The organism is Aquabacter albus, assembly GCF_040049275.1.
Lineage (GTDB): Bacteria > Pseudomonadota > Alphaproteobacteria > Rhizobiales > Xanthobacteraceae > Aquabacter.
The window spans coordinates 183,124-206,265 of record NZ_JBDZDT010000003.1 but is presented as its reverse complement, the minus strand read 5'-3'; the positions used below and the strand labels follow the sequence as shown (position 1 = coordinate 206,265).

Genomic DNA, 23,142 nt, shown 5'->3' with positions numbered 1-23,142 from the left:
TCCCGTGATTGCCATATCAAGCGAATGCCAAGCGGGGATGAATATCACCCCGGCCCGTCTGCCATGGCTTCCGGCCTTTGTCGCGCGAGACCGAAATGGCCTGATCGCGGCGCTTAGCGCCGCCTTCAGACCAGCCAGCCGTGGCCGGAGGCGGAGGTGAAGTCGAGCTGCACCACGAGGTCGTTGAAGTCGTGGTCGCCGCCGCCATAGAGGTCTTCCCACCCCCAGGTGTTGAGGCCGTAATTCCAGAGATGGCCGACATGCTCGCCATCCACCACCTCGTTGGCCGTGGCGAAGGCGAAGAAGGTTTCGGTGCCACTGGTGAGCTTCATGGCGATGAGGTCGCCGGCATCCACGCCGGTGATCTCCGTCTGGTGGTACGCCCCATAGCCGGGGCCATGAACCGAGGTATTGCCCTCCGTGGTGTGGTAGGCGCGGGCATCCACCGCCTCCCGATAGCCCGCAGCGCCGGGCGTGATGCCGTTGATGGTGCCCGAGAGATCGTCCACCTTGTAGAACAGCACCGAGACGTCGTTGATGCCGTTCTGGCGCATGCGCACCACCGCGTTCTGGTCGTCCGCCCCGCCGGCGGTCTCGGCGACGGCGACCGGGCGGGCCACCTGCATGGCGCTGTCGGCATCGTGGGAGACGAAGTCCACGAAGCCGTAGGGCGTGGTGAGGCTGGCCTGCGGCTGGCTGGTGGAGCCCCCGCCAATGGTGATGCCGATGCCCTCGCCCGCGGCAACGGTGATCTGGTGGACCGGCCCGTGGCTGTATTTGTCGAACATGGTCACGAGTTCGGCGGAGAAGTCGGCCTGGAGGCTCTGCTGGGCGAACCGGCTGGTCCAGGCATAGTCGCCGGAAGCCTTGCCGGAGACGGTGGTGGACTGGTCGCCGAGGTCGAGGGACCAGTCCTGGTCGGCGGCGAGGATCGGCTGGAACAGCAGGCTCTGGCCTGCGCCGCTGACGGTGGCGGATGCGTCCCCGCCCGAGGAAACGGTGCGGATGACGTCCGGCTCGTCGGCGAAATGCATCTGCGCATGGGCGATGGCGGTCAGCGCGCGGGTGAGCAGGACGCCGTTGGGCGTGCCGAGCCCGGTGGCAAGATCATAGCCCGGCGTGGCCTTGTAGCCGTAGCCGGTGAGCGTGGTATGCCGCCCATCGTTGATGATGGCGCCGTCCTCGTCCCAATGGAAGGACGTGATGTTGTTGCCGTAGGTGATGTCGTTGAACGCGGCCGGCGCGATGGCCGCCGCGTTGTAGAGCAGGTCGTTCATGAAGCCGAGGCGCGGCAGGCCCTGATCCTTGAAGACCGTGTCGATCTGCGCCACCAGGGACGCCCAGAGCGGCGCGGCGGCGCTGGTGCCGTACCCGCCGCCGAGGGGACCGTTCATGTCCGAATTGAGCGACAGATAGTAAAGGTTGCCGCCAGAATCGGCCGAGACATCGGGCACGCCGCGGCCGGTTCCGCCCCCGGGGTTCGCGGATGTCGGGCTGAGCCCGAACGCCGTCTGGTACCAGGGCGTCTCTTTCGACAGGTCCACGCCGCCGTCTCCGGCGGCTGCGCCGATCAAGGACGGCGAGAGGGTGCCGTCCTCATACATCCTGTACTGGTTCCAGACCGCTTCCAGCAGGGTCACCCTGTCCGCGTCGCTGGTCACGCTGCTGGGGAGCACCATGAGGCCGCCCGCGGCCAGCTGCCAGAGCGTCTCCCGGTCCCCGGTCAAGGCCAGCCCGTAAAGCGAGTGGGCGGGCGAGTTCGGGTCGAGGACGGTGCTGTCGTAAGGGGCTGCCGCAAGGGTGGTGATCGACGTGCCCCCGACGGTTATGGCGAAAGGCGAGGTCACATTGACGGCCTCGTTCGCGAGGCCGTTGCCGAGGCTCCAGCTCGATCCGTAGTCGTTGTTTGCGAACACCATGGTGATGTTGCGCAGCGCGGCATCGATGAAGAGCTCATTCACAGCGGCGGCGAAGGGGGAGTTGGGAGCCGACTGCTGGAAGATGGAGAAGGAAGAGGAAATGACCGGGGGATTGTGGGCCCGGTCCCAGAAGGCCGATTGGAAGGCCGCGTAGGCATTGGCATTGGCGTTGTTGTCGAAGCCCGAGCCCGCATAAAGGCCAATGGGACTGTTCGGGTTGGCCGAGGTCGCGATGCTTACGTCGAACGTGCGCTCGCCGGGGTTGGCGTAATAATAGGGATATCCGCCATTGCCGTAGCTCTCGCCGTTATGGGCGACGAGATAATAGTCTCCGGGCGTGGAGAGGCCGATGGTCTGGCGGTAGGCGTCGAGGCGCTGCTGGAATGTTTCCGCCGCTCCGGGAGGAAGGGCATCGCCGACGCCCGGCTCGAGGAGGCCGATGATTTCGGTCGGAACGTCGAGGCGCGTCAGCGGAAAATTGTAGAACCAGTCGGCGATGTCGCCCGCCAATGCGTTGGACTGCTGCGACCTGCCGTCTACGAAGGTCGCCCCCAGCTCGTTGCCGATGCTCAGCATGCCCGTCGGGGGAACGACTGACGATTGGTCGGACAAGGTGCCGACGGCCGGAGGCGTACCCCAGATCGGCGCCGTGTCGAACCAGATGCCCTCCACGTTCAGGGTGTCCGGCAGCGAAAGCTTCCCGTTCCAGAAATAGAGTTGGCCGGCCCCAAAGCTGGCGGCCTCGTTGCTGTAGCCCTTGTAGGGCTGCGTATTGAAGAGGGTCTGGAACTGGGTGGGGTCGAGCTGGACCCAGATGGTCCGGGATTCCGCGGAGCTGATATACCCGTCGGTGCCGTCGCGCCCCAGGACGTGGATTCCCATCCCCTCCAGGGTGTTGATGGTGTCGTGATAAACCGTCTGCGAGGCGCCGAAGGTCGACCAGAGGGTGCCGTCGCGCTCCATCTGCGCGAGGGTCGTCTGCCGCGTCGCCCAGTCGCTCATGAGGAGCGCCGTGGGATCGGCGAGGCGCGGCAGCGTCAGCGCCACGTTTATGGTGTCCGTGGCGGCCGAGTACACACCACCGAGACGGTAGGCGCTGTCGACCGTTCCCGCGTGCGTTGTGCCGTAGCTGCTGTAATCGAGGAAGGTTGAATTCGGCAATTCGACGTAGGCCATGGAAGAACTCATAGAAAAGGAATGGCTCGCGCTGTAACGGTATTTTAGTGCAGCGCGTCTCCGCAACTTTGTACCCGACGCCAGACTTTTCGTCACCTTGACGGACCCCGCGCCGGCGGGCACATGCCGGAATACTGCCGCCCCGGCTCACCGTCCTTTTGGGGTCTTCATGATCACCTTCGCGCTGCCCTTCCCGGCGCTCGACCCGGTCCTGGTCCAGCTCGGCCCGTTCGCCATCCGCTGGTATGCGCTCGCTTACATTGCCGGGCTGCTCATCGGCTGGCGGCTCGGGCGGTGGCTGGTGGCGCGACCGAGCCTGTGGGGCGGCACCTCGCCCATGAAGCCGGCGGACCTGGACGATGCGCTGTTCTGGGCGACGTTCGGCGTCATCCTCGGCGGGCGGCTCGGCTACGTGCTGTTCTACAATTTCGGCTATTTCCTCCAGCACCCCGCCGAGATCGTGATGGTGTGGAAGGGCGGCATGTCTTTCCATGGCGGGCTGGCCGGTACCATCCTCGCCCTTGTCTTGTTCGCCCGCTCCAAGGGCATCCGCATCCTCTCGCTGCTGGACGTGGCCGGGGTGGTGGCGCCGGTCGGCCTGCTGTTCGGGCGCATCGCCAATTTCATCAATGGCGAATTGTGGGGCCGTCCCTCCGATGCACCCTGGGCCATCATCTTCCCCTCAGGTGGCAACGTCCCGCGTCATCCGAGCCAGCTTTACGAGGCGGCGCTGGAAGGCCTGCTGCTGTTCGTCATCATGCTGGTGTGCGTGCGCCTCGGCGTGCTGAAGCGGCCGGGACTGGCGGCGGGCATTTTCGGCATCGGCTACGGGCTTGGGCGCATCACCGGGGAATTCTTCCGCGAGCCGGACGCGCAGGTGGGCTATCTCGCCTTCGGCACCACCATGGGCATGCTGCTGTCCCTGCCGGTGGTGCTGGGAGGGCTCGCTCTGGTGCTCTACAGCCTCAAGAAAAGCGGTCCCGTGCAGCCATGACGCCGCTGGAGGAGGAGATCCGCGCCCTCATCGCGGCGGAGGGGCCCATGCCGGTCTCCCGCTACATGGCCCTGTGCCTAGGCCATCCGCGATACGGTTATTACATCACCCGCGATCCCCTGGGCGCGAAGGGCGACTTCACCACCGCGCCCGAGATCAGCCAGATGTTCGGCGAGCTTCTGGGCCTGTGGGCCGTGGCGGCCTGGCAGCAGATGGGCTCGCCCGATGCCTTCCACCTCGTGGAGCTCGGCCCCGGCCGCGGCACGCTGATGGCCGACGCGCTGCGCGCCGCCCGGCTGGTGCCGGCTTTCGGCGCGGCGGCGCAGGTACATCTGGTGGAGACGAGCCCGGCGCTGCGCGAGCGGCAGGCGCAAGCGCTGGCGGGAATCGAGCCCTCCTGGCACGACCGGCTGGAGGAGGTGCCGCCCGGCCCGGCCATCGTCATCGCCAATGAATTCTTCGATGCCCTGCCCATCTCGCAATTTGTGCGGGGGGAGGGGGGCTGGCACGAGCGGCGGGTGGGCCTCGGCGAGGGCGGCGAGCTTGTGCTCGGCCTCGATCCCCGGCCATCGCCCATGGGCGAGGCCCTGGCGCGGCACGTGCCGCCGCCCCATTCGCACGGGGCGGTCCTGGAGCATCTGGAGAGCGGCGTCGCAGGGGCGCTGGGCGCGCGGCTGGCCGCGCAGGGCGGCGCGGCGCTGGTGATCGATTACGGATATGCGGCGTCGGGGCTGGGCGACACGCTCCAGGCCTTGCGCGCCCACCGTTTCGCCGATCCGCTGGAGGCGCCGGGGGAGGCGGACCTCACCGCCCATGTGGATTTCGCAGCGCTTGCCCGCACGGTGATGGCTGCCGGCGCGGCGGCCTACGGCCCGCTGACGCAAGGGGATTTCCTCGTCCGCCTCGGCATCGTCCAGCGGGCGGAGCGGTTGCAGCAGAACACCAACGCTTCCCAGCGCAAGGCCATCACGGCGGCGCTCAACCGGCTTGCCGGCACGGGGAAGGACGAGATGGGCGCCCTGTTCAAGGTGCTCTGCCTGTGCGATCCCCTCTTCGGCACGCCGCCGGGATTCGGGGCGGACGAAGCCTTCGCGGAGCCGGATGCATGAAGATCGAAGCCGCCTCGCTCTCGGCCCTTCCCGGCATCCGCCATGCATTCTTCACGCGGCAGGGGGGCGTCTCGAACGGCCTCTATGCCAGCCTCAATGGCGGCATGGGCTCCAACGACAGCCTCGACCACGTGGCAGAGAACCGCGCCCGCATGGCCGGCGCCCTCGGCCTCGAACCCGGCACGCTTATGGCCTGCTGGCAGGTGCATTCCCCGGACGCGGTGGTGCTGACCACGCCCTGGACCCGCGAGGAGGCGCCCAAGGCGGATGCGGTGGTCACCGCTATTCCCGGCCTCGGCGCCACCATCACGGTGGCCGATTGCGGGCCGATCCTGTTCGCCGATCCCGTGGCGCGGGTGGTGGGCGCGGCCCATGCGGGCTGGAAAGGGGCGTTCGGCGGCGTCGTCGAGGGCACGCTGAAGGCCATGGAAGGGCTCGGGGCGCGGCGCGCGGACATCCACGCCGCCATTGGCCCGCTGATCCGGCAGGACAGCTACGAGGTGGGCGACGACTTCATGGCCCGCTTCCTCGATGCGGACCGCGGCTTCGCGCGCTTCTTCAAGGCGGCGGAGCGGCCGGGCCATGCCTTCTTCAACCTGCCGGGCTTCATCGCCCACCGGCTGGAAGAGGCGGGGGTGGGGCATGTGGAGGATCTCGGCCTCGACACCTATTCCGACGAGGCGCGCTTCTTCAGCTATCGCCGCGCCACCCACCGCAAGGAAGAAGACTATGGCCGGCTGGTGGCCGCGATCGCTCTTGAGCCGCGCACACAATCCTGACTGAATAGTTAAGACGCCGCCGAAAACGCGTCGTAAGTCAGCGCTGCTGCCGTTTTCCGCAGCCCTGCGTCGGGCGTGAGCCGGCGAAAAAACTGTGCCTGCCTTAACGGCGCCTTAACCGTCGCTCTGGACCTATCGGTTAATAAACGGTAACCCTCCTCCGGACCGGGGGCAAAAAAGGGGTGCCGGATGAGCGTTGAGACGGTGAGCCGCCATGGCGTGCGCCCGCTCCTTCTCGCAGGCCGCATCGCCCTTCTGGGGTTGGGCCTGGCGCTTGCCGGGTGCCAGACCGACGGCACGGGAATGGCCGGCGGTGGCTCCAGGACCCTCGCCTTCGAATCCATCGACGGGCCGCCCAAGGCCACCTTCGAGAAGCTGGTGGGCCACCTCACCACCGAGGCGGAAGCCCAGAAGGTGGCGGTGGTCTCCCGCAGCGAGCCCGCCGCCTACAGGGTGCGCGGCTATCTCGCGGTCAACAGCTCCAAGGACAAGACCTCCGTCGCCTATGTGTGGGATGTGTTCGACGCCAGCAAGCAGCGCGTCGCCCGGCTCTCCGGCGAGGAAGTGGTGAAGCGCGTCAAAGGCGATGCCTGGCAGGTCTGCGACGAGAATTTGCTGAACAAGATCGCCGGCACGTCCATGGCCTCCCTCGCCGAGACCATCGGTATCTCGCCCTCCGTCGCCCAGGCCGCGCCGCAGCAGGCCGCGCCCGCCGTCGCCGAGAGCGCGCCCGCAGCTCCCGCCCAGGCCGAGCCGCCCGCAGCCGCGCCCGCCAGCGAGGGAACGCCGGTGGCGGAGGTGGCTTCGTCCGCACCGCTCGCATTCGCCGCGCAGTGACAGGCTTTACAAAGTTGCGCCCCCTCGCCAATCAATGCGGCAGCAGGGGGACGTTTCCCCGAGTCACGGGGCGGGCGTAAATGTCTAACGAGAACGGACCCATGAAGCTTGTGGCCGGCAATTCCAACCGGGCGCTCTCAGAGGCCATTGCCGCCTATCTTGCGACGCCACTGACCAAGGCGGTGGTGCGCCGGTTCGCGGACATGGAGATCTTCGTCGAGATCCAGGAGAATGTGCGCGGACAGGATGTCTTCGTCATCCAGTCCACCTCCTTCCCGACGAACGACCACCTCATGGAGCTGCTCATCATCATCGATGCGCTGCGCCGGGCCTCCTCCAAGCGCATCACGGCGGTGCTCCCCTATTTCGGCTATGCCCGGCAGGATCGTAAACCCGGTCCCCGCACGCCCATCTCCGCCAAGCTGGTGGCTAACCTCATCACCCATGCGGGCGCCGACCGCGTGATGACGCTGGACCTGCATGCCGGCCAGATCCAGGGCTTCTTCGACATCCCCACGGACAACCTCTATGCCGCGCCCGTCATGGTGCGTGACATCAAGGAGCGGTTCGACCTCGGCAACCTCGTGGTGGTCTCGCCCGACGTCGGCGGCGTGGTGCGCGCCCGCGCGCTGGCGAAGCGCATCGACGCCCAGCTCGCCATCGTCGACAAGCGCCGCGAGCGCCCCGGCGAGAGCGAGGTGATGAACGTCATCGGCAATGTCGAGGGGCGGTCCTGTATCCTGGTCGACGACATCATCGATTCCGGCGGCACGCTGGTGAACGCCGCGGAAGCGCTGCTGGAGCGCGGCGCCAGCGAGGTCCATGCCTACATCACCCACGGCGTGCTCTCGGGCGGCGCGGTGGCGCGCATCACCGCGTCCAAGCTGAAGGAATTGGTGATCACCGATTCCATCCAGCCCACGGAAGCCGTGCGCGTGGCGCGGAACATCCGGGTGCTCTCCATCGGCACGCTGATCGGCGAGGCCATCGCCCGCACCGCCCATGAAGAGTCGGTCTCCTCGCTATTTGACTGAGGCGCTCTCCTGCGCGGCGGGCCCCTGGCCTTCCGGCTCCACCTCGCCGCGCATCTGAAGCCAGAGCAAAGCCAGCCAGCACAGGCACGCCCAGGCGGCGCCCAGCGCCCAGCCGCCGAGCACATCGGTGGGCCAGTGCACGCCGAGATAGACGCGGCTGATGCCGACGATCACCGTCACCGCCGCCGCCAGAACCAAGAGGAACACCTTCACCCGCTGCTGCGGCTGGGCGCGCGCCAAGAGCGCGCCGAGGGTCAGGTAGACCACCGCCGACATGGTGGAATGGCCGCTGGGAAAGCTTGAGGTATAGACCTCCATGCCGTGGGGCACGAGGTCCGGCCGCGGCCGCGCAATGCCCCATTTCAGCGCGCTGGAGAGCACCGTGCCGCCGGCCACGGAGACGAACACCATGAAGGCGGTGAGCCGTTTGCCGATCAGCAGCAGGTAGATGAGCACGGCCGCGGTGACGAGGGTGAGGATCGTCGTGCCGCCGAGCGCCGTGAGATCCCGCACCGACTCCTCCAGCCAGGGCGGCCCGAGGGGGTCCGACGTGTTGCCGGGCTCCCGGAGGGAGAGAAGGATGCGCTCGTCGAGCTGGTGCGTCTCGCCTTCCATCACCTCATCCGCGAGGCCGAGGAAGGCGTAGAAGGCCAGCGCCCCGGCGGCGATCACCGCAAGCGTCACCCGCTCCATCTGGCTCACCCGCGAGAAGACCGGGCCGAGGACGGGGATCTGCCGGAGCCGGGAGCCGATGGTGCTGATTGTCTGCTTCATGGGCCGCATGAAGCGTTGCCGCCAGCATTCCGTCAACCTGTCCGAGGTCCCCGAAATTCCATCCGTCGCGAGTGGGCAAGGGGGCGTGCGGCGGCTTTCGCAATGCCTTATGAACCGGGGATGCTTTCGAAACCCGCCGCCGCCCGCCCTGAACCCATCGCCATCTATGTGGATGCCGACGCCTGCCCGGTGAAGGATGAGGTCTACCGTGTGGCGGAGCGCCATGGCCTTCACGTCCATGTGGTCTCCAATGCGCCCATCGCCGTGCCGCGCGCGCCCTCCATCCACCGCGTGGTGGTGCCGAGCGGACCGGACGTGGCGGACGATTACATCGCCGAGCGGGTCTCGAAGGGGGATGTGGTGATCACTGCCGACATCCCCTTGGCGAGCCGCTGCGTGAAGGCCGGGGCGGACGTGATCGCGCCCACCGGGCGGGCTTTCACCGAGGCGACCATCGGCGATGCGCTGGCCACGCGTAACCTCATGGATTCGCTGCGCTCCGCCGGCCAGGTGACGAGCGGCCCGCGCCCCTTCTCGCCGCGCGACCGCTCCGCTTTCCTCTCCGCCCTCGACCTTGCCATCGTGCGCCTGAAGCGTGCGGGGTTCGTGACGACATCTCAGGAACCGACGCCCCAGGAACCGACCTCATGACCATCGAGCTCGGCTATCTCGCCGCCAGCATCGTCCTGGTGTTCGTGCAACTGATGCTTCCCGCCATGATTTCCACCCATGAGCGCGGAACCGCCTGGAATACCGGCCCGCGCGACGCGCCGGTGCCCCCGCTTCAGGGCGTGGGCGGCCGGCTGGAGCGGGCCTTCCGGAATGTGATGGAGACCTTCCCACTGTTCGTCGCGGCGGTGCTGGTGGCCCATGCTGCGGGCGTTCATTCCTGGCTCACGGTGGCGGGGGCGAGCCTCTATTTCTGGGGCCGCGTCATCTATGTGCCGCTCTATGCGCTCGGCATCCCCTATGCCCGCTCGCTGGTCTGGGTGGCGGCGACGTCGGGCATCTTCCTCGTGCTTCTGGCCCTGGTGGTGAAATAGAAAAGGCGCGCCGGAGGGCGCGCCTCATCCTCGTCTGCATCGCCAACCTCAGGCGGTGGCGGCCTTCAGCCGGGGCAGGAGCGGGGCGGAGCGCAGGGCGAAGGCGCCCTCGCCGGCAAGCCCCACCACCACCGACACCAGGATCAGGAAGGCGGGATATTCCCAGCCGCCGCCCGGCGCGGAGAACAGCCAGCCATTGGCGAGATGCACCGACATGGCGCCGGCCATGACTGGGATCATGAGAACCGAGACCTGGCGGGCATAGACGCCGGCGAGGATCAGCAGGCCGCCCACCAGCTCGATCAGGATGATGGGGCCGGCGAGGGCGCCGGGCATGCCCTGGGAGGTGAGATAGCCGGCGAAGCCGGGGATGCCGAAGAGGAAGGACTTCATCAAAGCGTGCGAGACCCACATCAGGCCGAGGGCGGCGCGAAGCAGGAAGAGTCCGTAGGGAGCAGTGCGAAGGTCGATCATGTGTGCCTCCATGAGGTCGGGGTTTGATGTGACACAACAGCTAGCCTTCCCTCCCTCGCAATGCCATATTCAAGAATGCCGAGGTTTGTTTGCGTGAGTGCAAAGAGATGATTGCCTGGGATGATTTCCGGCTGGTGCAGGCCGTGGCGCAGACGCGTTCGCTCGTGGGTGCGGCGGACCTGCTGGGGGTCAACCATTCCACCGTGTTCCGTCGCCTCGGCGCGCTGGAGAGCCAGCTCGGCACGCGCCTGTTCGAGCGCGCCCGCACCGGCTATGCGCCCACCCCCACGGGGGAGGAGATGGTGCGCCTCGCCGAGCGCATGGCGGAGGAGATCGTCTCCGTGGAGCGCCGCATCACCGGGCAGGATTTGCGGCCCTCCGGGGAATTGCGCGTCACCACCAACGATACGCTGATGGTGCATCTGCTCACCCCCATCTTCGCCTCGTTCCGGCGCGCCTATCCCGAGATCCAATTGGACGTGGTGGTCTCGAACCAGTCGCTGAGCCTCACCAAGCGGGACGCGGACGTGGCGGTGCGCGCCAGCGACCGGCCGGGCGATACGCTCGTGGGCCGGCGCATGGCCGCCATCGCCTGGGGGGTCTATGGCCGCGCGGACGCGCTCGGCGGCGTGCCGTTCGACCCGACGCAGATGCGCCTGCACGATTGGGTGGGCTTTGCCGAGAATCTCTCCGTCATCCGCCCGGCCAAATGGCTGCGCGAGCGGGCGGGGGAGGGGCGCATCGTCTATCGGGTGAATACGGTGCTGGGCCTTGCGGAAGCGGCGGCGGCGGGCATCGGCCTTGCCGTCCTGCCCTGCTTCATCGGCAGCGTGACGCCGGGTCTGGTGCGCCTTGCAGGCCCCGAGCCGGACATGGAATCCGGCCTGTGGCTGGTCACCCACCCGGACCTGCGCACCACGGCGCGGGTGCGGGCCTTCATGGACCATGCGGGGCGCGAGATCAGCCGCCGCCGGGCCCTGATCGAGGGCAAGGAGGAGGCGCCCTCGGAGCTTCTGGCCTGATTATTCTGCCGAGGTCTCGGCCGCGACGGCGCTCGGCTGCGGGCGTGGCTTGCGGCGGCTCGCCACCCGGTCGCCGTCCCCACCGAGGCGCGTGAAGTCGCACCACATGGTCTCGACCCCCGCGAGCTGGCCGCGGAACGTGGAGGCGCCGGTCTTCACCACTTCGAAGCAGGGCTCGAATGTCATGCCCTCGACAAAGCCGCAGACATTCTCGTTGCGCACCCGCACCGTGTTGGGCGGCAGGCGCACGAAACGGGCCGTGCCCTGGGAGCGCATGGTGATGGTGCCGGCCACCGACCCGTCGGGGAAGATGCGGCCGGCGCCCGTGGAGCCTTCGAAACAGGTGAAGGCGAAGGTGCGCCCCACGACGAAAGCGCGCGCCTGGTCGGGATTGAGGCTTTGAGCACTGGCCGCCCCTGTCCCGAGAAAGGCGATGCCGGCTGCCGCGAGAAGAATGCTTCGCATGGCCCCTTTGATACGATGACGATGGTTAACAAATACGATGCACCGGGCAGCGCTGCCGGTGCAAGCGCGGCAAGCTGAAGCGTGTCGGGGCAGAAGGCCGATTGGCAAAGGGGTGTGGCGGAAAGGCCGCGCATCAGCGGGCGCCCGCTACCACCGGCCGTTCCACGGGCCGCTCGCGGATGGGCAGGTTGATGGCTGCCGAGGCGAAGGACAGGGCCACGGAGAGCCACCAGACGATGTCGTAGGAGCCCGAGGCCTCATACAGCACGCCGCCGAGAAGAACGCCGAGGAAGCCGCCCACCTGGTGGCTGAAGAAGGCGAAGCCATAGAGCATCGCCATGTAGCGCGTGCCGAACATGAGCATCACCAGCCCGGACGTGGGCGGCACGGTGGAGAGCCAGAGCAGGCCGATCGCCGCACCGAAGACGAGACAGGACGCGGGCGACGTGGGCACCAGGATGAAGGCGGCGATGGCGATGCCCCGTCCGGCATAGATGGCCGCCAGCATCCATTTGCGGGAAAAGCGCGTCGCCAGTGCCCCTGCGCTCAGCGAGCCGACGATGTTGAACAGGCCGATCAAAGCGAGGGTCGAGGCGCCCACCGCCGCGCTGATGCCTTGATCCGCCAGATAGGCCGGCATGTGGACGGTGACGAAGGCGAGCTGGAAGCCGCAGGTGAAGAAGCCGAGCACAAGCAGTACATAGCTCGGATGGCCGAATGCCTCGCGCAGCGCGCCTACGAGCGATTGTGAGGGGGCGGAGGCTGTCGCCTTCGTGGAGGCGGTGCCGCGCGTCGCCAATGCGAAGGAGAGCGGGATCACCAGAAGCAGCACGGCGGCGAAGATCAGCAGGGTCTCCTGCCAGCCCACCTGCGAGATGAGGCCGGTGGCGAGCGGCGGGAACAGGAACTGGCCGAACGAGCCGGCGGCGGTGCCGGCGCCGAAGCCCAGCGAGCGCCAGCGCTCGGGAAGGAGCTTGCCGAAGGCGGCGAGCACGAGATTGAAGGAGCAGGCGGAGAGGCCGAAGCCCACCAGCACGCCGGCGGAGAGTTGCAGGAGGCCGGGCGTCGAGGCGAACGACATCATGGCGATGCCGGCGGCATAGACGATGGCGCCGGCGCACAGCACGCGCACCGTGCCGAAGCGGTCCGCAATGGCGCCCGCGAAGGGCGAGCCGAGGCCCCACAACAGGTTCTGAAGCGCCAGCGCCAGGCCGAAGACGTCGCGCCCCCAGCCATAGGTGTTGGACATGGGCAACAGGAAGAAGCCCGAGGTGGCCCGCGGCCCGAACGTGATGGCGGCGATGAGACATCCCGCCACGAGGATGAGGATGGTCGAGGCGGATGTGGCGGCGCGGCTCATGGGGCGTTTCCGTGCGCGGGAGGAATCGACCCTCCCGGCTTCCCCTACAGCATAGAGGCGGGACCGCCCCGTAATAAATCAATCTTCGTCACGCGATACATGACCGTTGCTCATGTGTCGCTGGGTAGATCGGTCGTCATGTCCCCACAGGCTCCCTCTCCCGCAAGCGGGAGAGGGAATGGCGTAGCGCAGGGACCGGCGCAGGGGAGAGAGATCCCGCCTTGATCAGCCGCGGCGCGGGCCGTGCTGTCCCTCGCCGGGACCGCGCATCGGCCGGAACTCCTGCCGCAGTAGGATCTGGAGGCGATGCTTCTGGCCGTCGTCCAGGGTCTGGTAGAGCGGCTGAGCGGCGTCGGCGATCTTGGTGAGGTCGGCGGCGCGCTTGTTCATCATGTCCGCCTGGAACCGGAGGCGGGCGATGGGGTCGGGCTGCTGCTGGGCATCGCGGGGCCGGGCGGCGAACGCGGCCATGCGGGCGGCCCGGTCCTTGGCGACGTCGCGCAGCGCGGTCTCCACTGCGGGCCAGAGCTTCTCCTGGTCGGGGGTCAGGGTGAGGCCGGTCTTGAGCGCGGCGATGCGGGCGTCGGTGAGGGCTGCGCGATCCTGCGCGCTCGGCTTCCAACGCTCCTGCTTCTGCTGGTCCGCCGGGGCTGCGCCGCTGGCGGGTCCGGGGGCGGCGGCATAGGCAATAGCGGAACCGGAAAGCAAAGCGGCGATGGTGGCGGCGATAACGGCTTGTTTCATGTCTCATCCTCCGATGATGGAATGAGCGTGCCTTCAGTCGTTCTGCCGTTCAACTTAAACTTCTGTAATTGAGATACTGTTCATCTTCAGTATTATGAATGGACATTCAGCTACATTACATATTGGAAAGGTGCGAAGCCAAGATCAAGGCAGTCCTATGATTTGGCGTGTATCGCGGAGCTGGACGGTTGCGTCGCCCGGCGCATAGCCGCGGCTTTCCATGATGCAGGCCCAGGCGCCGGGCTCCCCCGAGATGCGGTAGAGGTTGTAGCGCCCCGCGCCGCGCCCATCCTCCGGGCCGGCGGAGGCGGAGGGCACCCCCACCACGGGGATGAGTTCGCCATTGGACGAGATGCGGCCGAGGGAGGCGCGGTGGTCGTGGCCGTGCAGCACCAGTTCGGCACCGGCCTCGGAAATGACCCGGCGAAAGGCCTCGGCATCCCTGAGGTCGCGATGATAGTGGCGCTCACCCACGGGCGGATGGTGGATCATCACCACGCGGAACAGCCCTTCTTTCTTCAATTCGTGAAGAATGCCGCGCAGCCGTTCAAGCTGCGCGCCGCCCACCTCGCCGCTCGCCAGGAAATAGGCGGTGGGGACGGCGGTGGAAACGCCGACGATGGCCACCGGCCCGCGCCGCCGCACGAAGGGGAAGGATTCCCGGTCGAGCGGGGTGCCGGGATGGGTCTCGTCGCCGGAGAGGAAGGGCGCCCAATGCTCCAGATGGTAGGAGAGGGCGGAATGCACATAGGTGTCGTGGTTTCCGGGGATGACCGTGACCTTGTCCGGCGTGCCCAGCGAGGCGAGGAAGGTGGCGCCGGTGTCGAACTCCGCCGGCAGGCTCACATTTACGAGGTCACCGGTCACCGCGATATGGTCCGTGGGCTGCGCCAGAAGGTCAGTGAGCAGCGCCGCGAGCGTAGCCTGGCCGAAATTGCGCCGCCGCGCGCCGATCCAGTTCATCATGCCAAAGAAGCGCTTGCCCAACAGTTCCGAGATGCGCGCTTCCGGGATGGGGCCGAGATGCGGGTCCGAGAGATGGGCAAGCACGAACATGAGGGGAACCTGCGAGCGGGAAGGGGACCCTTGCGGGCGCGAGGATGTAAAGCGCGGAACGGCGTCCGCCGCCAGCCCCTGCAACGCTTTAAGATGGAGAAGGGTTCACTGTGGCCCGCCCGCTGCCCGCCGTCATGCCCGGGCTTGTCCCCGAAGTCGGATGTTTCCGACTTCGGCATTCTTAAGTGTGAAAGTCGGCAACAGCCGACTTTCATGGCATCCACGTCTACCCGTTGCGTGCGCACCCAGCGGAGCCCCGTGGATGGCCGGGACAAGCCCGGCCATGACGGTAACTCTTGAACCCGTCCTCCGCTTAAAATCCCGATAGCTCAAGCCGATTTGCGCCGCTCCGGCGCGAACATGGCTTCCATCTCCCGGCGCACCCGCACGGTGGGGCTGTCGGCGATCTCCACGTCCGCCCAGCGCACCGCCGCGCCGCGCGCGACCGCCCGCTTCAAGGTGACACCATGGGCAAGGCCGATGGGAAGGACGCCCGCCGCGAGCGAATCCTCGGCCCGCATGAGGCGCCCATAGACCGTGTAGCCGCCTTCCCCATCCAACACCTCGCCGGCCGCAAGGTCGCGCTTGGCGGTGGCGGCCACATCGCTGAAGAAGCCGATGGCGGTGCCGGTCGCCTCGTTCCGGAGCGCGGCGGCGGCCACCGAGATGCCCAGCTCCATGCCGATGAGGTGGTAGGGCCGGTAGAGTGCCGTGTAGCGGCCGGAGGGGTCGGTCACCATGCCGTATTCCTTGAAGCACCGGCGGGAATAGTCGCCGCTGGCGGACGGGTCGGCCGCCAGCACCACATAGACGCCCCAGCGCAGGTCGCGGAACACGGGCCGGCCATCGGTCTCAAGGGAGGAGACCACCTCCACCATGCCCTCCTCCTCCAGGATGCCGCCCTCAGAAGTGGGCCGCAGCACGCGGGCGAGGTCATCCACGCCGCAGGGCGGGAAGAGGAGGCCGTCGCGCGGCGCCTTCAGGCCGGTCATGTTGGAGATGGCGGCCATTTCGATGGCGGATTTGGTGCCGTCCACGAAGGAATTGAACATTTGCGGGTTCATGCCCCCCGCCTGCGCCATCTCGCGCGGGATGGCGAGATTGTCCCACACTGTGTCGGGGGTGGATTGATGGAAGGCGGGCAGGTGCCGGGTGCCCTTGCCGGCAGCCACCACGCGGAAGCCGCACGTCTCCGCCCAGTCCACCATGTCGCAGACGAGAGCCGGCTGGTCGCCATAGGCCGCCGCATAGACCACGCCCGCCTCCTGCGCCCGCCGGGCGAGGAGGGGACCGGCCAATACGTCCGCCTCTACCGTCACCATGACGATGTGGCGGCCATGGGCCATGGCCTCCAGCGCATGGGCGATGCCGGCGGCGGGGCTGCCGGTGGCGTCCACCACCACGTCCAGCCCTCCGGCGGCGATGAGCGCTGAGGCATCGTCAGTGAGGACCGTGCCGCCGGTGCGGCGTGCGGTCGCAAAGTCCGGGGCGATGGCGGCGTCCGCATCCCAGCCGGTCTGGACGAGGGCGGCGCGCGCCCGCTCGGGTGAAAGATCGGCTATGCCCATGAGGTGCATGCCCGGCGTGGTGCGCACCTGGGACAGGAACATGGAGCCGAACTTGCCAGCGCCGATGAGGCCGACACGCACGGGGCGCCCCTCGGCGGCGCGCGCCTTGAGCTTGCGGGCGAGATTCATTTGGGCATCCTCCGGGCGCGCTCCTTCAGGAGCCTGTTGTCTATGTTCATGACCGCCGGGCACAATATGTTCATGTTCCTGGGTTTGTCTCCCTTCCATCCTCAGGAGATGCCGTTGCGTCATATGTCTAGCCGTCAGAGCCCGCTCGCCGCCGCCCTTTTCCTCCTCGCTTTGGCCTGGACGGGACCGCTCATGGCCTCAGTCGTCACCGTCCGCGGAGCGGACATCCTCGTGGACGGCGTCCCGTTCGTCGCCGACGGGGCGGCGGGCATCGACCGGCTTGTGGAGCTGAGAGGCACCGGCGCCAACGTGCTGCGGACCTATGGGGAGGAGCCCGGCGAGATCCTCGACGCGGCCCAGCGCGCGGGCCTGAAGGTGATCGTCGGCTTCTGGATGGAGCATCCGCGGCGCGGCTTCGATTATGGCAACCGCAACGCGGTGGACGGGCAGCTTGCCCAGCTTCGGCAGATGGTGGAACGCTACCGCACCCACCCGGCGCTGCTTGCCTGGGGCATCGGCAACGAGGTGGAGACCGAGCTGACCCCGGCGCAGGCCGCCCCCGTCTGGCCCGCCATCGAAGAAGCGGCGAAGCTGGTGAAGTCGCTCGATCCCGCCCACCCGGTGATGGCGGTGCTGGCGGACACCGGGACCGACAAGGTGGCGACGCTGAAGCGCATGGCGCCCTCGGTGGACGTGCTGGGCCTCAACGCCTATGGCGACAGCCTCCTTACCGTGGCCGCGCGGGCGCGGGCGCAGGGCTGGACCGGCCCCATCATCGTTACCGAGCTCGGGGCACTTGGCCAGTGGCAGGCCGGCAAGACCCCCTGGGGCGCGGCCATCGAGCTGACCTCCACGGAAAAGGCGGACAAGCTGCGCCGCTATCTCACCACCTTCGCGCAGGCCAAGGTCGGGGCGCTGCCGTTCTACTGGGGGCAGAAGCAGGAGGTGACGCCCACTTGGCACAGCCTGTTCCTGCCCACCGGGGAATGGACCGAGCCGGTGGAGGCCATGGCGGAGATATGGGGCGGCAAGCCGCCGGGCGGCGGCAACCATGCCCCGCGCATCCTCGCCTTCCGCCTGAACGGCCCCGCCAGCTTCGACCGGGGAACCCCGGCGGAAGCGACGCTCGCCGCCACGGACCCGGATGGTGACCCCTTGAAGGTGGAATGGCAGATCATGGCGGAGACCAGCGTGCGCAGCGTCGGTGGTGATGCCGAGCCCGTGCCGCCCTCCTTCTCGCAGGGGCTGCGCCACCCCTCCGATACGGGTGTGGGCATTTTCGAGCTGGAGCCGGGGCGCTATCGCCTGTTCGTCACCGTGCGGGACGGGCGCGGGGCTGCGGCTACGGGGAATATCCCGTTTGAGGTGCGATAAAGGAATGGTGCCCGTTCTGGGTGCATGTGCCGGGCAAGCGCGGTGAAATGCGAGGGGCCCGGCGATACGGGCCGCTAGGGCGCTTCACCCATCTCCGACGCCGCGCGGCGGAGACGCTCTCTGTGCTGGCCACGGGGCGGTCGCCCACGCGGTGCTTTTGCGCATCCGGGTTTCCCCGGACGTCATTCCTCAGGTGAACGGCCGGGCTTCAGCCCGGCCATGTCACAAAGAAAAACCCGCTCAGGCAGCAGCCAGGCGGGTGGCGGTGTCGCGCAGCTCGACGATTGCGGCGTCGATCTCGGAACGCTGGCGCTCCAGCTGGGAGAGCTGGCTGAGGCAGCGCTCACGGGTGAGGGCGAGGCCCCGGCCGCCGGCATTGCCTTCATGGGCGGCAACGAGGCCGCGGATTTCCGCAAGGGTGAAGCCCAGACGCTTGCCCTTCAGGATCAGGGTCAGGCGCTCGCGGTCATTTGCCGAATAGAGGCGGGCAAGTCCCTCGCGGCGGGGGGACAGAAGACCCTTATCCTCATAGAAACGCAGAGCTCGCAGGGTGACGCCGAAGTCCCGCGCGAGATCGCCGATGGTGTAGACGTCCTCGCTCGCATAGGTCCTACCGGGGTGAGACAGGGTCTCCCGTACGCCGAAAGCGTTCGCGTCCATCCGCACTCTCCTCTACCGGGCCACGCGCATTGCGGGCGGCCTGCAATGTGACGATTCTCCAACCGCACGGGCGGACCGACTCTGTGCGCCGGCGGTGAACCGACCAACCAAATAGGGGCAAAGGGTTTGCGGGGGGAGAAGGTTGCAGGCTCCCTAAGGGAAAGTAACAGTTACATGGTGCCCTGGCCGGCTGTTCCGGGGGCTTCCGCTGGTGGGCATTAACGACCGGTTTACCAAGCTCAGCGAATCTTTTGAGATCGATTCGCAGCGGCGTTTGCGCGCCGCCCATCCCCGGCGAGGGAGGCGGGCATGGAGCCCATGTACAGCCCGGTTTACAGCCCGGTTCGCGACGACATGGCCCCCGCCTGGGAGCCGGCGGCCGCTGTTTCGTCCAATGCGAGGCCGAGGGCCTACACGTTGGACACCGAGCCCGTGCCCCCCGCTTTCGCCCCCGGCGCCCTGGATCTGCTGCGCGAACGGGTGGCCCGGATGCGCGAGACCATGACGCCGCCGCCCGTGTTCCAGGACGAGTGGCAGGATGATTCGCGGTTCACTGAGCCCCATGAGGCCGAGCCTGACGAGGAAGAGGAGAGCACGCTCCCCGAGGTAGCGCCCGCCGGCCTCACTGCCGAGCTTGCGGCCATCCGCGAGGCCCTGGACCGGCTGGGCGGCGAGGGGCATGCCATGCTGCTTGCCACCGCCGTGGCGGCGCTCGGGCGCAAGCTCGACCTCCTGAACGCCAAGGCCCTTGATCCCGTGGCGCTGCGGCGGCTGGAGCTTCAGACCGCCGAGCTGCGCGCCGCCGTCGACCGGGCGCTGCGCCTGCGTGACGCTACGGACACCCGCGCCATGGCGCAGGTCCAGGAGCGGATGGAACGCGACATGGACGAGCTGCGCGCCCGTCTGCATCGCCTCTCCGAGGAAATCGGCACGCTGCCGGAGGAGTTCGCCTCCGCGCTTGCGGACCAGGTGGATTTCCTCCTCGGCCGCATCGAGGGCGGCACCGGCGTGGAAGCCTCGGCCCTTTCCCCGCTGGTGGACGTGATCGAGCGCCATCTCGTGGCCTTGACCGAGCGTGTGGTCGCCTCCCAGCAGCGCCTCGACCGCTTGGATGGCATCGAGGAGGCGCTGCACCGCATATCGGACCAGATGGAGGACCTCCAGCACGCGTCCGCCGATGTCTCCGCGGAAGCCGTCCAGGCGGTCGCACTGCGCCTCTCGGCGCGGGACGATGCGCCCGCCGTGGTGGGGCTGAAGCGCGGCCTCGCGGCCCTCGAGGCGCGCCAGCGGGAGTTCGAGCTGCGCACCGAGGACTTCCTGGTGCGCGAGGTGGAGCTGGAGCTCCAAGGGCTGGCGGACCTGGAGATGGTCCGTCCGCCGCGCCGCCATGAGGGCGGCCCGCGCCTGTCCCCAGCCGAGATGCTGCCGCCCACCATCGATCTCGACCGGCGCATCTTCGATGCCGCCCTGGGCGACGACCACGTGGTGCGCGCGCGGACCGTGAGCGTCGATTGGCTTGCCGCTGCAGAGCGGGCCGAGTTTCTGGACGAGAAGCCCCGCAAGGAGCGCGGAAAGGGCTCGTTCTTCCTGGCGGGCCGCGTCGCGGTGGTCGCAGCCGCCGTGGGCCTTGCCGGCGTCACCATTCTCCAGGTGGCACGGCCCAGCACGTCTTATGCGCGCCCCAGCCCCGGCGGGCCGGCGATGGCGGCAAAGCCCATGATCGCTGCGCCCGTCCAGGCGCCGGATGTGGCGAGCCTGCCGTTGCCCAACGTCCCGGCCGCGCTGCGCACCGCCGCCCTCGCCGGCGATCCTGCCGCCGCTTATGAGGTCGGCGTGCGTTTCGCCGACGGGCGCGGGATGGAGGCGAACCAGACCGCCGCCATGAAATGGCTGACCTTCGCGGTTGCGCGCGGCTCGGTGCCCGCGGCCTACCGGTTGGGCAGCATCTATGAATATGCGGACCGCAACTCCAGCGACGCCCGCCGGCTTTATGCCTGGGCGGCGGAGCGCGGTAATCTCAGGGCCATGCACAATCTCGGCGTGATGGCGACCGAGGGCGTAGACGGGCGGCCCGACTGGGTGACCGCCATCAAGTGGTTCCGCCAGGCGGCCGAGCTTGGCCTGCGGGACAGCCAGCACAATCTCGGCGTCATCTATGCGCGCGGCCTTTCCGGCCCGACCGATCCCGTGGAAGCCTTCAAGTGGTTCGCGGTCGCCGCGGCCCAGGGCGACACGGATTCCGGCCGCAAGCGGGACGAAGTGGCCCGCCGCAGCGATGAGACCACCATGAACCGCGCCCGCGCCATGGCCGCCGCCTTCGTGCCGGGGCAGGCGGACAAGACGGCCAATTCCGTGCAGCCGAAGCCGGAATGGGATACCGCGGCCCCCGTGGAGGCGGCTGCAGCTCCGCGCGCGACTTCGGGGACGTGAGCGATCGGGCTGCGTGATCTGTTGTCCTGGGCAAGCGAAAGCGAAGCTTGAGCGCCGACCCGGGACCCAGCGCAAAGAACCGCCGAAGGCGCTTCACTCCGCCGGCGCCGCCACGCGGCGATGGCGCTCTCACGCTGGTCGCTTATTACCGGCTTCGCCGGATTCTTGCGCTGGGTCCCGGATCTGCGTTCGAGCTTCGCTCTCACTTGTCCAGGACAAGCCTCCCTCAACCCTCTCCCATCGCCTCCAGGTGCCGTAGCTTGTCGGGGTTGCGCATCGTGAAGATGGCCTTGATGCGCCCGTCCATCACCTCAAGCGCCGTGGTGTGGAACACGCCGTGCCGGTCCACCGCCAGATAGCCGGGCAGGCCATCGATCATCGCGAAGCGGATAAACCGGGGCGGCTCGGGGCCACCCTTCTCGGCGAGCATGGCGAACATGCGCACCACCTTCTCCTGTCCGAGGATGGGTTCGGGGAAGGCCGGCCGCTTGCCACCGCCGTCGGCATAGGACACCACCTCCTGCGCCAGCAGCTTTTGCAGGCCCTCCACATCGCCGCTATAGGCCGCCGTGAAGAAGGCGCGGGCGATGTCCTCGCCTTGCTGCGCGTCCAGCCGGAAGCGCGGCCGGTCCGTACGCACATGGGCCCGCGCGCGGCTCGCCAACTGGCGGCAGGTGGCGGGATCGCGGCCGATGGCGGCGGAGACCTCTTCGAAGGGAAGGTCGAACACGTCGTGGAGGAGGAAGGCCGCCCGCTCCAGCGGCGAGAGCCGCTCCAGCGCCATCATGAGGACGAGGCTTAGTTCGTCCGGGTCGCCTTCGTCGGGCGCGGGGGCGTCATCCACCAGCGGCTCGGGCAGCCACATACCCACATAGCTTTCCCGCCGCGCGCGGGCCGATTTCAGATGGTCGAGGCAAAGCCGCGTGACGGTGCGCGCCAGGAAGGCGGCCGGCTCGCGCACGGCGGCGCGGTCTGCCCCGTGCCAGCGCAGATAGGCCTCCTGCACCATGTCCTCGGCTTCGGATACCGAGCCCAGCATGCGGTAGGCGATGCGGGTAAGGCGCGGGCGGAGGCGGTCGAACGCCTCCGCCGCCCCTTCGACCTCAGGCTGCGGCTTTTGCAAGCGCCACATCCGGAATCATGCGGAAACCCACGGCGAAGCGGTTCCAGGCATTGATGGTGTTGATGGCCAGGGTCAGCTTCACCTGATCCTCCTTGGAGAATTCCGCGTCAAGGATCGCATAATCGGCATCCGGTGCGCGGGTCTGGGCGATCAGGGTCAGCGTCTCGGTCCAGGCGAGCGCCGCCCGCTCGCGCTCTGTGTAGCACGGTGCCTCGCGCCAGGCGTCGAGCAGATAGATGCGCTCCTCGCTCTCTCCATGCTTGCGCGCGTCGCGCGCATGCATGTGCAGGCAATTGGCGCAGCCGTTGATCTGGGACGCGCGGATTTTCACCAGTTCCAGCAGGCTCGGCTCCAGGCCGCTCTTAGCCACCGCATCGCTGAGGGCCATCATGGCTTTCATGGTTTCGGGCTCGGCGGAAAAGAGGTTCAGTCTCGGGTGCATCGCTTCGGTCTCCGTGTGAGCGTGTCGAACCAAAGACGAGGTGGCGTCGCCGGATGTGACATCCCCCGAAGAAAAACTTGGTCACGGGATGCGGGCGGCGCACCTTTGGCCCATGCGTCACGTGATTCGTATTCTCGGCCTTGATCCCGGCCTGCGTCGGACCGGCTGGGGCATCATCGAGGCGGAGGGCTCCCGGCTCAGCTTCATCGCCTGCGGCACCATCCTGCCGCCGGAGAAGGCCCCCATGGCGGAGCGCCTGGCGAAGCTCCATGACGGCCTGTCCGACGTCATCCGCCGCTTCTCGCCCCACGAGGCGGCGGTGGAGGAGACGTTCGTCAACATGAATCCGGCCTCCACGCTGAAGCTCGGCCAGGCGCGCGGGGTGGTGATGCTGGCCCCCGCGCAGGCGGGGCTCGGGGTTGCGGAATATGCCGCGCTGCTGGTGAAGAAGACGGTGGTGGGCGCAGGGCGGGCGGAAAAGCACCAGATCCGCATGATGATCGGCATCCTCCTGCCCGCCGCGACGCCGGAGACCGAGGACGCCGCCGATGCACTGGCGGTGGCGGTCACCCATGCCCATCATCGCGGCGCGGCTGCGCGGGCACAGCTTGCGCTGTAGGATGGGGGCCG

The 23,142-nt window shown here is 68.0% G+C and carries 22 protein-coding genes; 11 read left to right on the top strand and 11 right to left on the bottom strand.

Annotation, left to right across the window (positions count from 1 at the left end):
- Positions 1 to 125: 125 nt before the first annotated feature.
- Positions 126 to 3,095, bottom strand: coding sequence for a DUF4114 domain-containing protein (locus ABLE91_RS07465; RefSeq protein ID WP_348929992.1), 2,970 nt, complete (start codon positions 3,093 to 3,095; stop codon positions 126 to 128).
- 169 nt (positions 3,096 to 3,264) lie between these two features.
- Between ABLE91_RS07465 and lgt the strand changes: the two genes are divergently transcribed.
- From lgt to ABLE91_RS07440, 5 genes are all read left to right on the top strand, one after another.
- Positions 3,265 to 4,089, top strand: coding sequence for a prolipoprotein diacylglyceryl transferase (gene lgt, locus ABLE91_RS07460; RefSeq protein ID WP_348929991.1), 825 nt, complete (start codon positions 3,265 to 3,267; stop codon positions 4,087 to 4,089).
- A complete protein-coding gene (locus ABLE91_RS07455) occupies positions 4,086 to 5,198 on the top strand; it encodes a class I SAM-dependent methyltransferase (protein WP_348929989.1) in 1,113 nt (370 codons plus the stop codon). Before lgt ends, ABLE91_RS07455 begins: the two co-directional genes overlap by 4 nt.
- Positions 5,195 to 5,977, top strand: coding sequence for a peptidoglycan editing factor PgeF (gene pgeF / locus ABLE91_RS07450; protein WP_348929987.1), 783 nt, complete (start codon positions 5,195 to 5,197; stop codon positions 5,975 to 5,977). The genes ABLE91_RS07455 and pgeF overlap by 4 nt, the downstream gene beginning before the upstream one ends.
- Positions 5,978 to 6,166: 189 nt before the next feature.
- Positions 6,167 to 6,814, top strand: a complete 648-nt coding sequence (locus tag ABLE91_RS07445; protein ID WP_348929986.1) for a hypothetical protein — start codon at positions 6,167 to 6,169, stop codon at positions 6,812 to 6,814.
- Between the two features lie 80 nt (positions 6,815 to 6,894).
- The gene (locus ABLE91_RS07440; protein ID WP_348929984.1) at positions 6,895 to 7,848 is read left to right on the top strand and encodes a ribose-phosphate pyrophosphokinase; all 954 of its coding nucleotides are present in this window, start codon (positions 6,895 to 6,897) and stop codon (positions 7,846 to 7,848) included.
- Here the strand turns inward: ABLE91_RS07440 and ABLE91_RS07435 are convergent.
- Positions 7,837 to 8,622, bottom strand: a complete 786-nt coding sequence (locus tag ABLE91_RS07435) for a phosphatase PAP2 family protein (RefSeq protein WP_348929983.1) — start codon at positions 8,620 to 8,622, stop codon at positions 7,837 to 7,839. The genes ABLE91_RS07440 and ABLE91_RS07435 overlap by 12 nt on opposite strands.
- 120 nt (positions 8,623 to 8,742) lie before the next feature.
- Between ABLE91_RS07435 and ABLE91_RS07430 the strand changes: the two genes are divergently transcribed.
- Positions 8,743 to 9,273, top strand: a complete 531-nt coding sequence (locus ABLE91_RS07430) for a YaiI/YqxD family protein (protein ID WP_348929982.1) — start codon at positions 8,743 to 8,745, stop codon at positions 9,271 to 9,273.
- A complete protein-coding gene (locus tag ABLE91_RS07425; protein ID WP_348929981.1) occupies positions 9,270 to 9,665 on the top strand; it encodes an MAPEG family protein in 396 nt (131 codons plus the stop codon). The genes ABLE91_RS07430 and ABLE91_RS07425 overlap by 4 nt, the downstream gene beginning before the upstream one ends.
- 48 nt (positions 9,666 to 9,713) lie before the next feature.
- On the opposite strand, the gene ABLE91_RS07420 is transcribed toward ABLE91_RS07425, so the two are convergent.
- Complete coding sequence (locus ABLE91_RS07420; RefSeq protein WP_348929979.1) at positions 9,714 to 10,139, bottom strand: DoxX family protein; 426 nt, start codon at positions 10,137 to 10,139, stop codon at positions 9,714 to 9,716.
- Between the two features lie 107 nt (positions 10,140 to 10,246).
- Here ABLE91_RS07420 and ABLE91_RS07415 point away from each other — a divergent pair, with 107 nt between their 5' ends.
- Positions 10,247 to 11,161 (top strand): LysR family transcriptional regulator, encoded by a 915-nt coding sequence (locus ABLE91_RS07415; RefSeq protein ID WP_348929978.1) that lies wholly within the window; start codon positions 10,247 to 10,249, stop codon positions 11,159 to 11,161.
- Here ABLE91_RS07415 and ABLE91_RS07410 read toward each other — a convergent pair whose 3' ends face one another.
- The 5 genes from ABLE91_RS07410 to ABLE91_RS07390 form a co-directional block, all read right to left on the bottom strand.
- On the bottom strand, positions 11,162 to 11,626 hold the full coding sequence (locus tag ABLE91_RS07410) for a hypothetical protein (protein WP_348929977.1): 465 nt from the start codon (positions 11,624 to 11,626) through the stop codon (positions 11,162 to 11,164).
- Between the two features lie 133 nt (positions 11,627 to 11,759).
- Positions 11,760 to 12,986, bottom strand: coding sequence for an MFS transporter (locus ABLE91_RS07405; RefSeq protein ID WP_348929976.1), 1,227 nt, complete (start codon positions 12,984 to 12,986; stop codon positions 11,760 to 11,762).
- Between the two features lie 225 nt (positions 12,987 to 13,211).
- The gene (locus ABLE91_RS07400) at positions 13,212 to 13,730 is read right to left on the bottom strand and encodes a Spy/CpxP family protein refolding chaperone (protein ID WP_348929974.1); all 519 of its coding nucleotides are present in this window, start codon (positions 13,728 to 13,730) and stop codon (positions 13,212 to 13,214) included.
- Positions 13,731 to 13,874: 144 nt separating this feature from the next.
- Entirely contained in the window at positions 13,875 to 14,786 is a 912-nt protein-coding gene (locus ABLE91_RS07395; RefSeq protein ID WP_348929972.1) for a metallophosphoesterase family protein, read from the bottom strand.
- A 329-nt stretch (positions 14,787 to 15,115) separates the two neighbouring features.
- Positions 15,116 to 16,483, bottom strand: a complete 1,368-nt coding sequence (locus ABLE91_RS07390; protein WP_348929970.1) for an NAD(P)H-dependent oxidoreductase — start codon at positions 16,481 to 16,483, stop codon at positions 15,116 to 15,118.
- A gap of 123 nt (positions 16,484 to 16,606) precedes the next feature.
- On the opposite strand from ABLE91_RS07390, the gene ABLE91_RS07385 reads away from it, so the two are divergent.
- The gene (locus tag ABLE91_RS07385; protein ID WP_348929968.1) at positions 16,607 to 17,857 is read left to right on the top strand and encodes a glycoside hydrolase family 2 TIM barrel-domain containing protein; all 1,251 of its coding nucleotides are present in this window, start codon (positions 16,607 to 16,609) and stop codon (positions 17,855 to 17,857) included.
- A 240-nt stretch (positions 17,858 to 18,097) separates the two neighbouring features.
- Here the strand turns inward: ABLE91_RS07385 and ABLE91_RS07380 are convergent, their stop codons facing one another.
- Positions 18,098 to 18,517: a MerR family transcriptional regulator gene (locus ABLE91_RS07380; protein WP_348929966.1), complete on the bottom strand. Its 420-nt coding sequence runs from the start codon at positions 18,515 to 18,517 to the stop codon at positions 18,098 to 18,100.
- Between the two features lie 309 nt (positions 18,518 to 18,826).
- On the opposite strand from ABLE91_RS07380, the gene ABLE91_RS07375 reads away from it, so the two are divergent.
- Positions 18,827 to 20,947: a hypothetical protein gene (locus ABLE91_RS07375; protein ID WP_348929965.1), complete on the top strand. Its 2,121-nt coding sequence runs from the start codon at positions 18,827 to 18,829 to the stop codon at positions 20,945 to 20,947.
- A 226-nt stretch (positions 20,948 to 21,173) separates the two neighbouring features.
- Here ABLE91_RS07375 and ABLE91_RS07370 read toward each other — a convergent pair whose 3' ends face one another.
- A complete protein-coding gene (locus ABLE91_RS07370; protein WP_348929964.1) occupies positions 21,174 to 22,079 on the bottom strand; it encodes a sigma-70 family RNA polymerase sigma factor in 906 nt (301 codons plus the stop codon).
- Entirely contained in the window at positions 22,051 to 22,512 is a 462-nt protein-coding gene (locus ABLE91_RS07365) for a carboxymuconolactone decarboxylase family protein (RefSeq protein ID WP_348929962.1), read from the bottom strand. The genes ABLE91_RS07370 and ABLE91_RS07365 overlap by 29 nt, the downstream gene beginning before the upstream one ends.
- 112 nt (positions 22,513 to 22,624) lie before the next feature.
- Here ABLE91_RS07365 and ruvC point away from each other — a divergent pair, with 112 nt between their 5' ends.
- On the top strand, positions 22,625 to 23,131 hold the full coding sequence (gene ruvC / locus ABLE91_RS07360; RefSeq protein ID WP_348929960.1) for a crossover junction endodeoxyribonuclease RuvC: 507 nt from the start codon (positions 22,625 to 22,627) through the stop codon (positions 23,129 to 23,131).
- Positions 23,132 to 23,142: the final 11 nt, after the last annotated feature.

Excerpts from the sequence above, each read along its gene's own strand:
- ABLE91_RS07375 (WP_348929965.1), top strand. The coding sequence starts at position 18,827 with ATGGAGCCCATGTACAGCCCGGTTTACAGCCCGGTTCGCGACGACATG.
- ABLE91_RS07395 (WP_348929972.1), bottom strand. The coding sequence starts at position 14,786 with ATGTTCGTGCTTGCCCATCTCTCGGACCCGCATCTCGGCCCCATCCCG.
- ABLE91_RS07420 (WP_348929979.1), bottom strand. The coding sequence starts at position 10,139 with ATGATCGACCTTCGCACTGCTCCCTACGGACTCTTCCTGCTTCGCGCC.
- ABLE91_RS07385 (WP_348929968.1), top strand. The coding sequence starts at position 16,607 with ATGTCTAGCCGTCAGAGCCCGCTCGCCGCCGCCCTTTTCCTCCTCGCT.
- ABLE91_RS07455 (WP_348929989.1), top strand. The coding sequence starts at position 4,086 with ATGACGCCGCTGGAGGAGGAGATCCGCGCCCTCATCGCGGCGGAGGGG.
- ruvC (WP_348929960.1), top strand. The coding sequence starts at position 22,625 with ATGCGTCACGTGATTCGTATTCTCGGCCTTGATCCCGGCCTGCGTCGG.
- ABLE91_RS07380 (WP_348929966.1), bottom strand. The coding sequence starts at position 18,517 with ATGGACGCGAACGCTTTCGGCGTACGGGAGACCCTGTCTCACCCCGGT.
- ABLE91_RS07445 (WP_348929986.1), top strand. The coding sequence starts at position 6,167 with ATGAGCGTTGAGACGGTGAGCCGCCATGGCGTGCGCCCGCTCCTTCTC.
- pgeF (WP_348929987.1), top strand. The coding sequence starts at position 5,195 with ATGAAGATCGAAGCCGCCTCGCTCTCGGCCCTTCCCGGCATCCGCCAT.
- ABLE91_RS07435 (WP_348929983.1), bottom strand. The coding sequence starts at position 8,622 with ATGAAGCAGACAATCAGCACCATCGGCTCCCGGCTCCGGCAGATCCCC.
- ABLE91_RS07415 (WP_348929978.1), top strand. The coding sequence starts at position 10,247 with ATGATTGCCTGGGATGATTTCCGGCTGGTGCAGGCCGTGGCGCAGACG.
- ABLE91_RS07430 (WP_348929982.1), top strand. The coding sequence starts at position 8,743 with ATGCTTTCGAAACCCGCCGCCGCCCGCCCTGAACCCATCGCCATCTAT.
- ABLE91_RS07370 (WP_348929964.1), bottom strand. The coding sequence starts at position 22,079 with ATGTGGCGCTTGCAAAAGCCGCAGCCTGAGGTCGAAGGGGCGGCGGAG.
- ABLE91_RS07440 (WP_348929984.1), top strand. The coding sequence starts at position 6,895 with ATGTCTAACGAGAACGGACCCATGAAGCTTGTGGCCGGCAATTCCAAC.
- lgt (WP_348929991.1), top strand. The coding sequence starts at position 3,265 with ATGATCACCTTCGCGCTGCCCTTCCCGGCGCTCGACCCGGTCCTGGTC.
- ABLE91_RS07425 (WP_348929981.1), top strand. The coding sequence starts at position 9,270 with ATGACCATCGAGCTCGGCTATCTCGCCGCCAGCATCGTCCTGGTGTTC.
- ABLE91_RS07410 (WP_348929977.1), bottom strand. The coding sequence starts at position 11,626 with ATGCGAAGCATTCTTCTCGCGGCAGCCGGCATCGCCTTTCTCGGGACA.
- ABLE91_RS07400 (WP_348929974.1), bottom strand. The coding sequence starts at position 13,730 with ATGAAACAAGCCGTTATCGCCGCCACCATCGCCGCTTTGCTTTCCGGT.
- ABLE91_RS07405 (WP_348929976.1), bottom strand. The coding sequence starts at position 12,986 with ATGAGCCGCGCCGCCACATCCGCCTCGACCATCCTCATCCTCGTGGCG.
- ABLE91_RS07390 (WP_348929970.1), bottom strand. The coding sequence starts at position 16,483 with ATGAATCTCGCCCGCAAGCTCAAGGCGCGCGCCGCCGAGGGGCGCCCC.
- ABLE91_RS07465 (WP_348929992.1), bottom strand. The coding sequence starts at position 3,095 with ATGGCCTACGTCGAATTGCCGAATTCAACCTTCCTCGATTACAGCAGC.
- ABLE91_RS07365 (WP_348929962.1), bottom strand. The coding sequence starts at position 22,512 with ATGCACCCGAGACTGAACCTCTTTTCCGCCGAGCCCGAAACCATGAAA.